This window comes from Vibrio sp. Vb0349 (genome assembly GCF_033338975.1).
In genome coordinates this window covers 1-13,807 of sequence record NZ_JAWOTS010000048.1, presented here as the reverse complement: position 1 = coordinate 13,807, position 13,807 = coordinate 1, and the positions used below count along the sequence as shown (strand labels likewise).

Here is a 13,807-nt window from a genome sequence, read left to right as displayed (position 1 = left end):
GTTCTTTTAGTTGTTGATTTCATAACACTCTCCAATTTTGGGGGTGGAAAGTGTCAACCTTATTTAGGACGGCACATAAATACAATAAAAGAGAGTGGCCACAGAGCCGCTCTTTTTATTTTTTGTTTGGTTTGATTTATAAAATCCGCAAATTCATATATTCCTCAGGTGAATATGTTATACATAAAAGTATATGAAACTAAATTGCGGTGTATTGATTTGTTTTTAATCAAAAAGGCAAAAAATGTTTGATATATATTCATCAAAGCTTACAATTTAACCGTAACTCAATGAGTTATACCTTTCATAAACGGATTAATTTTTAGCTAGGAGGCGCAAGATGAAACATTACGTTGTTAACACCACTGCTTGCGCTGATCGTATGCCTATCGCTCCGAAAACCCTTAAATCGGATGATACCAATACCACTGGCTCACAAGATAAAAATTAATCCGTAACCTATCATATTTATTACTAGGCTGCGGAAAAGTAGCGGCTTAGTATCAACAGAATATTTCTGTTCATTTTACGCACTATTTTTCCCAGTCGAATACATCGATAATCGGAGAAAATATTATGCGTCACTCTATTTACTTACAATTGGCAACTTTGTTATTGAAAGCAGACCTTAAACGCGAAGAAAAGCAATGGCAGCGTACCATACGCCGAACTGCTCATGATATTCCATGGACGAATGTTCATCTATTGAGGGATATTGGTTTAGATCGCGATGGTCGTTCTACACGTGCCAATGTTCCGGATGCAGTAAAAGTTGAACGTCGAGTTCGTCACCTTCGTCGAGTCTTAACGTCGCGAATAATGACGTAATCGTTAGCGTGTTGGGCTGACTGAGTTGCTAACGAGTCATTCAACACGCTTAACTTTTTATATGAAGTATGACTTCATTGGATAAACAGCTGATCTTGAAGATCAGCTGTTTTCGTTTGAAGGTGGTACTGTTAAGGGCAAGGATTCGAGTAAGTTGTACCTATTGCTTGAATTTCAGTAAGTAGTTCGTCGCTAAGTTGCAAATCAATACTGTCGATATTGGCTTTTAATTGGTCTAGGTTTGTTGCTCCGATAATGTTAGAAGCAACAAATGGACGCTGATTGACAAACGCGAGCGCCATTTGTGCAGGGTTTAGACCATGCTCTTGAGCTAAATTGACGTAAGCTTCGGTCGCTTTAACACCTTGCGGAGTGAAGTAGCGCGCAAAACGCTCCCACTTAGTGCATCGAGAGCCTTCAGGTTTTGCCCCGTTTAGGTATTTACCACTCAGGCAGCCAAATGCCAAAGGAGAGTAGGCAAGTAACTGAACGCCTTCGTAATGGCTGATTTCAGACAAGCCAACTTCGAAGCTGCGGTTCAATAAGTTATATGGGTTTTGAATGGAGACAATTCTTGGCAAATCGTGTTTTTCTGCCAAACGCAGTAGCGACATCACCCCCCACGGCGTCTCGTTGGATACGCCGATATAGCGCACTTTACCTGAATTCACTAATTCAGTAAGCGCTTCCAACGTTTCAATTAACGTGACTTCTTCTTGTTTGTCAGGGTATGGGTAGTTGAGTTGACCAAAGCAGTTGGTTTGACGCTGCGGCCAATGTAGTTGGTACAAATCGACATAATCGGTTTGTAGACGATTAAGGCTGTCATCAATTGCTGTATGGATGTGGCGACGATTAAGGCTCATGTTGTCTCTAATGTGAGGAACATTGCGAGGGCCTGCCACTTTTGTTGCCAGTACTACTTTTTCTCTTTTGCCGCTTTTTGCCAACCAATTACCGATGTATTGCTCGGTGATCCCTTGTGTTTCCGAGTTTGGCGGTACAGGGTACATCTCTGCGGTATCGATGAAGTTCACCCCATGATCGAGGGCAAAGTCGAGCTGTTCAAAGGCGTCCTTTTCTGTGTTTTGCTCGCCAAACGTCATAGTGCCGAGGCAGATTTTACTGATCTCAAGTGATGAGTGCGGTAGTTTTGTGTATTGCATATCACGTCCTTGAAGAGTTACCGACTAAATAAGTGACTCCAATATAGGGGATTTTTAGCCGCAATCGCAAATGATTTACGTATAAAGGAAGAGCAAACTCGAAAGCTACAGTTAGCCTAACTACACTTAAATGATCGTGTGAAGGAGGTATGTTATGCAGAAGCATCAATTGGACATGTGGCTACATGGTCCACATAAAGATACTTATAAAACTCCCAAAGTATTTGTGATTGGGTGTTCTGATGTCTCTGACTATCTTTTAGCTGTGGAGTACAAGCATCAACTTGAGCCGATTAAAGACGGTGAAGACCCGATACATTTTGGCTCTCTAGACTTAGTAAAAGAAGAACTATTGAGGCTAGGGGTCGATAAAGCGTATTTAAGGCTGCGCAATGCGTATGACGAATGTGGCACTGAAGAGGCAGCCTCATACTGCGATATTGAGTTATCGCTCGTGACGCACTAAATAGCTGATATGGTTTTATTCTGGTTGAGTGTTAATGTAGTGCTTGAGTAAGATCTGTTCAGTAAACTGTGTTCTAAGGTAAAAGCCTCGGGGCAGAGTTTTCATCGGCTTACCATTTGAGTTATATGCTTCGGTGAGCGCTTTTGCATTTGCGGCTTTAGGGCGAAGATGCAGCGCTTCTCCGTGTCTGGCGGAAATTTGATCAAATCTTCCCAAGACGATCATCTCCATTAACTCTTCCCAGTCATTTCGCAAAATCCGTTCTTCTTCTTCATCTGGTGACCAAATGAGTGGACTGCCCACACGTCTTTCAGCGAGTGGGATTTCTCGTTCTCCTTCTACGGGTACCCAAAGCACACGAGATAGCTTGTTTCGAACATGACTTGTTTCCCATGTAAGACCATGAACACCAGTGAGGGGGGCCACAGAAACAAAGGTTGTTTCTAAAGGTTTGCCAGAGTAACTGATCGGAATACTTTTCAACTCGATCCCTAGTTTTGCGAAATCTTGTTGAGGTTTACTGCCAGCTGGAGCGCCCAAGTGCCATTCGAGTAATTGACCCACCCAACCTTTATCACGTTTTAAGTTTTCAGGAACAATCATATTCGCCTCGGCGGCCAACTCAGCAAAACTGAGTCCTGCCATATCATGCGCTCGTTCCAATAGCTCTGCTTCTGTTTGTGGTTCTGGTTTCATAGTTACAAGGTGGTATTACAAAAAATATAGTTTATCAAACTCCGACCAAATCTACTGTTTAAGATTTCACCGAGGCGGTGTAAGAACGATCAATTCATAACTTATCCACAGGTGGAGGAGATATAGATAAGATCTTGACGGGGTCTGTATGAATAAACAGGGGTTAAAATGCATTTTTGGGGTTGATTTTGTTGTAATCATCTAAACGAATAGCAGGTGAGTGTGGATAAATAGCCTATTGGTGGATCTTTGACCGATCTGAGTTTGGTGAAAAGATCATCAAGAAACTGAAGATCTAATTATCGTTATTTTTAAAAATAAATACTTTTTTATCAATGTTTTATGTTTATTTTTTTGTTTCTTCATTTGTTTTTTATTTGATGGGATTGAACTGAATTACTCATTTGAATTGAATTCTTCACAAAGTTATTCACAGAAAAGGTGAATAAATGTGGGCAATGTCTCACTCTTGTGTTGATAAGGTATGGTTTGATTAAAAGATATCCAAAAATGCTGAAAAGGTAATAAATCTTGCTCATATCACATCAGTAAGTTTGCTAGTAATGGGGATATGTGGAAAAATCACGGTAATAAAAAATTTATTCATAGAGGTTAGCCAGTGATAGATGGCGATGGTTACCGACTTAATGTTGGTATTGTGATATGTAATAACCATGGTCAGGTCTTCTGGGCTAAACGATACGGGCAACACTCATGGCAATTTCCACAAGGTGGGATTGACGAAGGTGAAACCCCTGAACAAGCCATGTTCAGGGAGTTATACGAAGAAGTCGGTTTAACGAAAAAAGACGTTAAGATCATTGCAACAAGTCGTCATTGGTTAAGATATAAGCTACCAAAGCGATTGGTGCGTTGGGACTCCAAGCCTGTTTGTATCGGCCAAAAACAGAAATGGTTTCTGCTGAGATTAGAATGCGATGAATCTCGCATTAATATGCAACGCGGAAAATCCCCTGAATTTGATGGTTGGCGCTGGGTAAGTTACTGGTATCCAGTTAGGCAAGTTGTTTCTTTCAAGCGAGATGTTTATCGACGAGCGATGAAAGAATTTGCATCCTTAGCCATGCCTTTTCGAGAGAGAAAAGCGAAAGGGAAAAGAAAAAAGCAACGTAGAGGATAATCATGCTCAGTCAGCTAAGGGAAATAGTTGAGAAAGTCTCCAGGGTCGATGATGTGCATCTGGCACTCGATATATTGGTGAAAGAGACTTGTGCTGCCCTTAGTACTGAGTGCTGTACTATCTATCTTGCTAATGAAGAAATGCAGCGCCTTGAGTTAATGGCAACTCAAGGCCTTATTTTTGAAGGTGATAGTATTCATATCAACTTCAATGAAGGCTTGGTTGGGTTGGTAAAACGAAGCGCTGAACCCCTTAACCTTGCCGAAGCCTCAAAACACCCCGAGTTCAAATTCTTTCCTCAACTCGGCGAACAGATTTACCACTCTTTTTTAGCTACTCCAATCATTCATCGTAAACAAGTTTTAGGTGTGTTGGTGATCCAACAAAAAACGCCGCGCTTGTTTAGTGAAATGGAAGAATCGTTTCTTGTTACCTTATCCGCTCAGTTAGCGGTGCTCATTGCACATGCGCAGAATCTTGGGCATTGGCAGTTAGCATCTAAACCCACGGTATTAAAAGGTTTGCCTGCGTCTACTGGTGTCGCGATTGGAGAGTTTTGGTTCGACAATACCCAGCCGAGTTTATCGGATGTTTTCCCTTCGTCCACGTTAGATAAGGAACGCGAGCACGAGACATTACTGGTGGCCATAGAGCGAGCGTTAAATGACTTTCGCCGTATGCGGAAAAAGCTGGACAGTGAAATCAACAAAGATGCGCTGGCGATCTTCGATCTGTTTACTCACTTACTGAATGATCCGATGCTTCGCGGTGATTTGAAGAAGCAGATTGAAAAAGGAGATAGGGCAGACTGGGCGTTACGCCAAGTTGTAGAGTCATACTCGAATCGATTTGCAAGAATGTCGGATGTATACATGCGTGAAAGAGCGCAAGATATCCGAGAGTTAGGGCAAAGGCTGCTCTATTTTCTGCACAACAGTGAGCAAGAAAATTCTGCAATTGATCGTCCCATTATTTTGGTGGCGAACGAACTCACTGCCACCTTGCTCGCTTCTGTACCCAAAGAGTTTTTGTTAGCCGTCGTATCATTAGAGGGAGGCGCAAACTCTCACGCTGCCATTTTATCTCGAGCTCTTGGGGTCCCTGCAGTCATGGGCGCCAACATTAATCCGGATGTGGTGAATGGCAAACTCGGGATAGTCGACGGCTATACGGGTGAGATCTTCTTAGAGCCAAACCGCCAGTTGTTGCGAGAGTATCGCAGCTTAGTAAGCGAAGAGTCTGAACTGTTTGCCATGGTAAACAAGGACCTCGCACTCCCTGCGGTTACGCAAGATAATCACCATATCGAAATTATGCTGAATGCGGGACTCAGTGCAGACAGTAATATTGCCATCAACACAGGTGTTGATGGTGTTGGGTTGTACCGAACTGAGATTGCATTTTTACTTCAGCATCACTTTCCTTCGGAAGATGAGCAGTATCATCAATACCAAGCAATACTTAACAGCTATCCGAATCAACGAGTAGTGATGCGTACTTTGGATATTGGTGGTGACAAACCTTTGCCGTATTTGCCCATCGAAGAAGATAATCCGTTTCTAGGCTGGCGTGGCATTCGTTTTACATTGGATCATCCAGACATTTTCTTGATCCAGCTGCGTGCAATGTTAAGAGCGAGTGCAGAAAGCGGAAACTTAAGTATCTTATTGCCAATGGTGTCTGGGGTAAAAGAGCTAGACGATGCCATTAGCTTGATTAATCAAGCTCACAGCGAAGCCGTTTTGCTTGATGATAGAATTCAATTCCCACAAATTGGGGTCATGATTGAAGTACCATCGATGGTGTATCTGTTGCCAACGATTGCTCACCGTGTTGATTTTGTTTCTGTCGGGACAAACGATTTAACTCAGTATTTATTAGCGGTAGATAGGAACAATTCGCGCGTAGCGGATGTCTATGAATCTATGCATCCTGCGGTACTGTTAGCGCTTAAGCAAATCCATGAGGTGTGTGATAAATATCAGGTGCCCGTGTGTATTTGTGGTGAGCTAGCGGGTGATCCATTTGGCGCTCTTCTCTTACTTGGGTTAGGGTATACCAGTTTGAGTATGAACACCTCCAATGTGGCTAAGGTGAAATATTTGATTCGTCATAGCCAACAAGAAGAATTAGAAAAATTAGCGGAGCAAGCAATGACAAAGTCCTATGGGGAGGACATTCATCAAATGATGCATGACTTCTTCATTCAACAGGGCTTTGCGGGCTTTATCCGTGCAGGTAAAAAGTAGGAAATCGTGACCGTCTCTTTATTTTTGTTATTGTTGGCGCTAGGCGCTTTTGTGGGTGTGATGGCGGGGTTACTCGGTATCGGTGGTGGTTTGATTGTTGTTCCTGCCTTGTTGTATTTGCTTCCTCTTGCTGGGATCTCTCCAGAAATGAGTATGCACATGGCCTTAGCCACTTCGTTAGCGAGTATTATTGTCACGTCTGGCTCATCGGCGATGAATCACCTTAAGCTCGGCAATGTCGATATGTTTGTCGTAAAATGGTTGATGCCTGGTGTGGTCATTGGTGGCTTTGTTGGTGCCAATATTGCTGAGTGGATCCCTACACACTATTTGCCGAAAGTGTTTGGTGTCATTGTTCTTTGCCTGTCAGTACAAATGTTTCGTTCCATTAAAGTTACGAGCAGTAAACCTATGCCGAGCAGCCCTGTGACTGTAGTTTACGGCACGGGAATTGGTGTCGTATCAAGCCTTGCTGGTATTGGTGGTGGCTCACTGTCGGTACCATTTTTAAATAAACATGGGATAGAGATGCGTAAAGCGGTGGGCTCATCCTCCGTTTGTGGTTGCGTGATTGCTATTTCTGGTATGATCGGCTTCATCTTACATGGCTATAAAGTGGAAGGCTTACCTTCATACAGTATTGGCTATGTTTATCTTCCCGCTTTATTAGCGATTGCTATGGCCTCGATGCTCACAACAAAAGTGGGTGCGAAGCTCGCAACTAACCTTCCAACTGCGGTATTAAAAAAGATATTCGCGGTGTTCTTAATGTTTGTTGCAGCGACCATGCTGCTCTAAGTTTGTACCCAAGTCATTCTCGCTGAACCAAGCATCTAGAGGTTACTTGGGTATATTTATTTTGTTGTGATAAGAAGAGAATGATTTATGTCTCAGGGATATATTGAATTTCCCAATATTGATCCGGTTTTAATCTCTATTGGTCCTGTTTCGGTTCGTTGGTACGGTTTGATGTACCTTGTTGGCTTTATGTTTGCTCTATGGTTAGCGAACCGACGTGCGGATAAGCCTGGAAGTGGTTGGACACGAGAGCAGGTTTCTGATTTGTTGTTCGCAGGCTTCCTTGGCGTGGTGATTGGTGGCCGTGTAGGCTACGTGCTTTTCTACAATTTTGAGCTCTTCCTGGCTGACCCTTTGTATCTATTTAAAGTGTGGACCGGTGGTATGTCTTTCCACGGGGGCTTACTGGGTGTGATTACTGCGATGTTCTGGTATGCACACAAAAACGGGCGAACTTTCTTCGGTGTTGCTGACTTTATCGCGCCGCTTGTGCCATTTGGTTTGGGTATGGGGCGTTTAGGTAACTTCATGAACAGCGAGTTGTGGGGCCGAGTAACGGATGTGCCTTGGGCGATCGTTTTCCCAAATGGCGGTCCACTGCCACGTCATCCATCACAGCTTTATGAAATGGCGCTTGAAGGTATCGTCCTTTTCTTCATTTTGAATTGGTTCATCAAGAAACCTCGTCCTCTAGGTTCTGTTTCAGGACTCTTTCTTGCGGGTTACGGAACCTTCCGTTTCCTAGTAGAATACGTGCGCGAACCAGACGCTCATTTGGGGTTATTCGGTGGCTTTATTTCCATGGGACAGATTTTATCCCTGCCAATGGTGGTTATCGGTGTCCTCATGATGGTTTGGGCATACAAACGTGGTCATTACAAAGACGAATTACCACAAAAGACGAAGTAAGGTATTGGTGTGAAACAGTATTTAGATTTGTGTCAACGCATCGTTGACCAAGGTGTTTGGGTTGAAAATGAGCGTACAGGCAAGCGCTGCCTGACCGTAATCAACGCGGATTTAACCTACGATGTTGCGAACAATCAATTTCCGTTGGTCACCACACGTAAAAGTTTTTGGAAAGCGGCCGTTGCAGAGCTATTAGGGTATATTCGTGGTTACGATAATGCGGAAGATTTTCGTAAGCTGGGCACGAAAACCTGGGATGCCAATGCCAACCTAAATGATGCCTGGTTGAATAACCCATACCGTAAAGGCGAAGACGACATGGGCCGTGTCTATGGGGTTCAAGGGCGCGCCTGGGCGAAACCTGATGGTGGTCATGTTGACCAACTACGTAAGATAGTGGATGACTTAACGCGTGGTGTTGATGATCGCGGTGAAATCTTGAACTTCTACAACCCGGGTGAGTTCCACATGGGGTGCTTGCGTCCTTGTATGTACAGTCACCATTTTTCATTGCTGGATGATACGCTTTACCTGAATAGTACTCAGCGTTCGTGTGATGTACCGCTTGGCTTAAACTTCAATATGGTTCAAGTTTACGTGTTCTTGGCGATTATGGCGCAAATTACGGGCAAGAAACCTGGTCAGGCATTTCATAAGATTGTGAATGCTCACATTTATGAAGATCAGCTTGAACTGATGCGCGATGTTCAGTTGAAGCGTGAGCCATTAAAAGCGCCGACGTTCCATATCAACCCAGAGATTAAATCTCTAGAAGATTTGGAAACATGGGTCACACTGGATGACTTTTGGGTTGAAGGGTACGAGCATCACGATCCTATTCGTTACCCATTCTCAGTGTAACGAGTATCGTTCTTCAAGATATAGAAAAAGCTCCGAATGGAGCTTTTTTCTTTTTTGTACTTAGAAGGTATTATTTTAGTGCACTGACAATATAACGGTGAATTGGGTTGGTCTGCATCGGTGTGGACAGTGCCGGGCTAATAAACTTAGGTTGAGTGAATATTTCTTTACTCACTAATGAACGGATAAGCTCAAAGTACTTCAGCTCTGTTTTCCCGCACAACAATAGTGAAAAGTCATCGCCCAATTTATCATAGGCATTGAGCACCTCTCGGAATCCTCTAAGATACAAGTAATCCTTCGTTAAACCTCCACCTCGATAGACTCGGGCAGTCGTTGTAAATGCTTGAAGATCAGAAGCTTTATACTGTTCTTTTAATAGCATGAACGTATGGCGGAAATCGCGATCCTTGATCATCGACTCTACTGCCAGAACTCGTAAGGCTAAGGTTCTTAGGCGCTTGATACTGAAATGTCCTGACAGATACTCACATAATATAGCCAGCCCTTCTTGAGTGTTGGTATTGGCAGGACAACCTAAGCTCAGGACTTTTAGCGGTTGTTGACGACCGTTAAGCGTAGTCAGGAGATGTACTCCCATTTCATGATGTGCAAGAGCCTCCAGCTCATCAGTGGTGATGTACGCCGCGTGGTTAATTTTGACTCTAGATCCTGAAACTAGTGCGTTTGCTAACATCCCGTCCAACACCTGTATTTCACATTCATACCCATTGCGTTGAGCAAAATTTTGCATGAAACGTGCTATTGCACGGCTATCGTGCTGAGGTTCTTTTTCTTCTTCTGTAGGAAGGTGCAATATGAAATGGGCGTTGGCAATATCTTTGGCGCTCGGTTCCCCATAATAGCGTAAGGAGTTATAAAGAAACTCTTGCGTACCTATGGTATTCACTTGATCCAGTTTATCTGCATAAGACTGAATTACATCCGCGTACAGCCTCTGCAGTTGGGTGTCTTGAATGTTTTCTAGAGGTAGCTCATATAGACGTCGCTTTGCGCTGTGGGTATCTATGTTAGTAATTGAATATTGAAAATTAGGCTCTTGAGAATATTTGTTTTTAATGAAACGTTCTCTTTCTTGAGCATAATTAAGAGGATTCACGCTACTGAGGATATCAATATCAGCAACCAGTTGGGTTAGGTTTTCGTCTATTGCGAGTAGCTGATCAGAAATAGCGTCATTAAGCTGCGTCATGTTGTCGACTCCAAATGAGATAGCTCAGCATAAGCATGCTGATGTGGCTCAAATTATCACCGGACAATCGATTTGAACAGTTTAATTATCATAAAAAAGGCTCCACGATGTGGAGCCTAAACAATAAGCGATGGTATGTCGTTGTTGTTACGTTGTTAGGGCTAGAATTGCACCTGGTAGAATAACGAATACTGACATTAGGTAACCACCAACAACTGCTTTATTCTTAATAGCCATTTCAGAAATCATCTCAGCGCCTTTAACCGGAATCTCACGTAGGAATGGAATTCCAAAGATAAACAGCGTCGCCATGATGTTAAATACTAAGTGGACTAGAGCGATTTGTAGTGCGAATACTGCGAACTCTCCAGATACCGCTGTCGCTGCTAGTAGTGCCGTAATACAAGTACCAATGTTAGCACCCAGAGTGAAAGGGTAGATATCTCGTACTTTCAACACGCCAGTACCAACCAACGGAACCATTAAACTTGTCGTGGTTGAGGAAGATTGTACTAGAACGGTCACGATTGAGCCTGATACGATGCCGTGAATAGGACCACGACCGATGGCGTTTTTCAAAATTTCACGTGCGCGACCAACCATTAGGCTCTTCATCAATTTACCCATCACTGTGATTGCAACGAAGATAGTCGCAATACCCAAAGCAATAAGCATGACGCCGCCAACAGTATCACCGAAGGTAGAAAGTGGCTCTTTAATTGCGCCTACGACTGGCTTTGTAATTGGTTTAATAAAGTTGAAGCCTTTAATGCTCATATCACCAGTAGCAAGCAGTGGAGAAACAAGCCAGTGAGAAACTTTCTCTAAAATGCCGAACATCATTTCCAACGGAAGGAAAATAGCGACAGCAAGCAAGTTGAAGAAGTCATGAATGGTTGCACTTGCAAATGCACGTTTGAACTCTTCTTTACAGCGCACGTGGCCAAGAGACACAAGCGTATTGGTCACTGTGGTACCAATGTTAGCACCCATCACCATAGGGATAGCGGTTTCTACAGGTAAGCCACCTGCAACCAAGCCTACAATAATAGACGTTACAGTACTTGAAGACTGAATTAAGGCTGTTGCCACCAAGCCGATCATTAGACCTGCAACTGGGTGTGCGGCAAATTCAAATAGCACCTTAGCTTGATCGCCAGTTGCCCATTTAAAGCCACTACCAACCATAGATACTGCTAGAAGAAGCAGATATAACATGAATGCCAAGTTAGCCCAGCGTAACCAACGAGCTGTGCTCGAAATTGGTGCCACTGTTGAAGTAGCTTGGTTCATCATAATTTTCTCCGTTGACCTTTCAGTTCATTTTTCGGTCTGTAGTTGAATCTGCGGGCGATGTTAGAGAACAAATATTTCAGTAATATTACAGATTTCTTGCTGTGAGAGATTTTTATTGTTCTTTTTGATAATGGCGTAAAAGAGGAAGAAAATTAATTTTTAACTTGTTGATTTTAATGGTTAAATTTTGATTTAGTTTTGTTTGGTTTTTGCGTTTTTTTTGTAGAGAAAATGCGCCTCAGTTCAACTTTTATGACAGTGTTGACTTTATACTTTCGGTAAAACTTATGCTTTTGTAAGGTATTGTATGGTTTTGTCGAGTTTATTGTTTGTCTCTGTCACATTTGGTATAAAAAGTATCACTTTCTTTTCGGGACTCGATCATGTCACATCTAAACTACAACCATCTCTATTATTTCTGGATGGTGTGCAAACAGGGCTCTGTAACTAAGGCGGCTGACGCGCTCTTCCTGACACCGCAAACCGTGACAGGACAGATTAAAGCGCTTGAAGAGCGCATGAAAGGAAAGTTAACCAAGCGCAATGGTCGTACAGTTGAGCCCACTGAGTTAGGTCAGCTTGTGTTTAAGTACGCCGACCGGATGTTCGGTTTGAGCTATGAGATGTTAGATATCGTCAATTACAGCCAGCACTCGAACATTCTATTTGAAGTTGGTGTAGCCGATGCATTATCTAAACGCTTGGTCAGTAAAGTACTGATGACGACCGTCCCGGAAGATAACAGTATTCATTTACGCTGTTATGAATCGACCCACGAACTGCTACTTGAACGCCTTTCTCAGCACAAGCTAGATATGATCCTTTCGGATTGTCCCGTTGATTCTACTCAAAGTCCTGGCCTTTATAGCAAAAAGTTAGGTGAGAGTAGCATGAGCTTTTTTGCTTCTTCTGAAATTGAAAATGTGCGATTCCCTGAGATCTTGGAACAAAAAAAACTTCTGATTCCCGCGAGCCGAACGGCTATGGGGCGTAAAGTTATTCAATGGTTTGATCGTCAAGGTCTTCAACCCAATGTGCTGGGGGAGTTTGATGATGTTGCGTTGATGAAAGCTTTTGCTCGGTACCACGATGATGTGATTTTCTTGGCACCGACCGTATACATGTCGGAGATTGAAGACGACCGAAATTTACAGCTAATTGGCCATGTCGATGGGCTAAAAGAAGAGTACTACGTGATTTTTGCGGAACGAATGATCCAACACCCCGCGGTAAAAAATGTTTGTGATGCTGATTTCAGTCAAATGTTTGAGTAAACCCGTATCGTTGCGTAAATAAATAGATTACTATCAATAAAAATATAATTCTAAATAATATCTAAGTAAGCAAGATACTTGTTTTAGTGAGCAAAACTATTAATTATTGATGGCGCACCAATTAAAATCCTTGGTGGATAATATTGGTGTATCACTAACAACTAAATTAGAGGTTCTAATAATGAAGACTCTGGAAGTGTATCTTGATTTTCTTAGATATATAAATCAGTGCAACACAACAAGCTGGCCAGGGTTGGAATAAGTAAGTTGTAGCTAGAGGTCCAACACATGAATCTACAAGAAATGGAGCAGAACTCCGCAAAAGCCGTCGTGTTGCTCAAAGCGATGGCAAACGAGAGACGCCTACAAATCCTTTGTATGCTGCATAACCAAGAGCTGTCCGTGGGAGAGCTGTGTGCAAAGTTAGAGCTAAGCCAGTCGGCATTATCTCAGCATCTTGCTTGGCTTCGCCGTGATGAGTTAGTCACGACAAGGAAAGAAGCACAGACGGTGTACTACACATTAAAGAGTGATGAAGTGAAAGCGTTAATAAAAACACTGCATAGTCTTTATTGTGCTGAGAGTGCTCAACATTAATTAAATAGTCCTAATATACTGCTCATCTTAGAGTGTGAATCTAACTTGTTGGAATATTTGAGAGTGGCGTTAAACTTTTGATGATAGGGTACTACTCATCGACCAATTTGCTTTGTTCTCAAGTGTTTTATTAGTGCTTTCTAGTTTGAGCGTTATATGGGTAATGAATAAGCTGATGTCTTTAAATGGGACATTCAGAAAAAGAAAAGCTGGCATTGCCAGCTTTTTTTATTAAGAATGTGCCGTCCTAAATAAGGTTGACACTTTCCACCCCCAAAATTGGAGAGTGTTATGAAATCAACAACTAAAAGAA

The 13,807-nt window shown here is 42.7% G+C and carries 13 protein-coding genes; 9 read left to right on the top strand and 4 right to left on the bottom strand.

From position 1 onward, the window contains the following. Window positions 1-576 precede the first annotated feature (576 nt). The gene (locus tag R7Q47_RS22485; RefSeq protein ID WP_005381776.1) at window positions 577-828 is read left to right on the top strand and encodes a hypothetical protein; all 252 of its coding nucleotides are present in this window, start codon (window positions 577-579) and stop codon (window positions 826-828) included. Window positions 829-959: 131 nt separating this feature from the next. Here R7Q47_RS22485 and R7Q47_RS22480 read toward each other — a convergent pair whose 3' ends face one another. After that, entirely contained in the window at window positions 960-1,994 is a 1,035-nt protein-coding gene (locus R7Q47_RS22480; protein WP_213969652.1) for an NADP(H)-dependent aldo-keto reductase, read from the bottom strand. Window positions 1,995-2,148: 154 nt separating this feature from the next. Between R7Q47_RS22480 and R7Q47_RS22475 the strand changes: the two genes are divergently transcribed. Beyond that, window positions 2,149-2,460, top strand: coding sequence for a DUF6482 family protein (locus R7Q47_RS22475; protein ID WP_005381772.1), 312 nt, complete (start codon window positions 2,149-2,151; stop codon window positions 2,458-2,460). 15 nt (window positions 2,461-2,475) lie between these two features. Here the strand turns inward: R7Q47_RS22475 and mutH are convergent, their stop codons facing one another. After that, window positions 2,476-3,156, bottom strand: a complete 681-nt coding sequence (gene mutH / locus R7Q47_RS22470; RefSeq protein WP_017821501.1) for a DNA mismatch repair endonuclease MutH — start codon at window positions 3,154-3,156, stop codon at window positions 2,476-2,478. A 619-nt stretch (window positions 3,157-3,775) separates the two neighbouring features. On the opposite strand from mutH, the gene rppH reads away from it, so the two are divergent. From rppH to R7Q47_RS22445, 5 genes are all read left to right on the top strand, one after another. Beyond that, entirely contained in the window at window positions 3,776-4,297 is a 522-nt protein-coding gene (rppH, locus tag R7Q47_RS22465) for an RNA pyrophosphohydrolase (RefSeq protein ID WP_005381953.1), read from the top strand. A gap of 2 nt (window positions 4,298-4,299) precedes the next feature. Beyond that, a complete protein-coding gene (gene ptsP, locus R7Q47_RS22460) occupies window positions 4,300-6,546 on the top strand; it encodes a phosphoenolpyruvate--protein phosphotransferase (RefSeq protein WP_005385966.1) in 2,247 nt (748 codons plus the stop codon). Window positions 6,547-6,552: 6 nt separating this feature from the next. Continuing rightward, window positions 6,553-7,344 (top strand): sulfite exporter TauE/SafE family protein, encoded by a 792-nt coding sequence (locus R7Q47_RS22455; protein WP_005385965.1) that lies wholly within the window; start codon window positions 6,553-6,555, stop codon window positions 7,342-7,344. An 87-nt stretch (window positions 7,345-7,431) separates the two neighbouring features. Continuing rightward, a complete protein-coding gene (lgt, locus tag R7Q47_RS22450) occupies window positions 7,432-8,253 on the top strand; it encodes a prolipoprotein diacylglyceryl transferase (protein WP_005381948.1) in 822 nt (273 codons plus the stop codon). Window positions 8,254-8,262: 9 nt separating this feature from the next. Beyond that, window positions 8,263-9,114 (top strand): thymidylate synthase, encoded by an 852-nt coding sequence (locus R7Q47_RS22445; protein WP_005381947.1) that lies wholly within the window; start codon window positions 8,263-8,265, stop codon window positions 9,112-9,114. A 70-nt stretch (window positions 9,115-9,184) separates the two neighbouring features. Here R7Q47_RS22445 and R7Q47_RS22440 read toward each other — a convergent pair whose 3' ends face one another. Together R7Q47_RS22440 and R7Q47_RS22435 are read right to left on the bottom strand one after the other, a co-directional pair. Beyond that, window positions 9,185-10,327 carry a flavohemoglobin expression-modulating QEGLA motif protein gene (locus tag R7Q47_RS22440; protein ID WP_318089385.1) on the bottom strand — a complete coding sequence of 381 codons (1,143 nt, stop codon included), beginning with the start codon at window positions 10,325-10,327 and terminating at the stop codon, window positions 9,185-9,187. Between the two features lie 147 nt (window positions 10,328-10,474). Beyond that, the gene (locus tag R7Q47_RS22435; protein WP_025768431.1) at window positions 10,475-11,620 is read right to left on the bottom strand and encodes a Na/Pi symporter; all 1,146 of its coding nucleotides are present in this window, start codon (window positions 11,618-11,620) and stop codon (window positions 10,475-10,477) included. 386 nt (window positions 11,621-12,006) lie between these two features. On the opposite strand from R7Q47_RS22435, the gene nhaR reads away from it, so the two are divergent. Then, window positions 12,007-12,897: a transcriptional activator NhaR gene (nhaR, locus tag R7Q47_RS22430; RefSeq protein WP_005381942.1), complete on the top strand. Its 891-nt coding sequence runs from the start codon at window positions 12,007-12,009 to the stop codon at window positions 12,895-12,897. A 288-nt stretch (window positions 12,898-13,185) separates the two neighbouring features. Continuing rightward, the gene (locus R7Q47_RS22425; RefSeq protein WP_005381940.1) at window positions 13,186-13,494 is read left to right on the top strand and encodes an ArsR/SmtB family transcription factor; all 309 of its coding nucleotides are present in this window, start codon (window positions 13,186-13,188) and stop codon (window positions 13,492-13,494) included. Window positions 13,495-13,807: the final 313 nt, after the last annotated feature.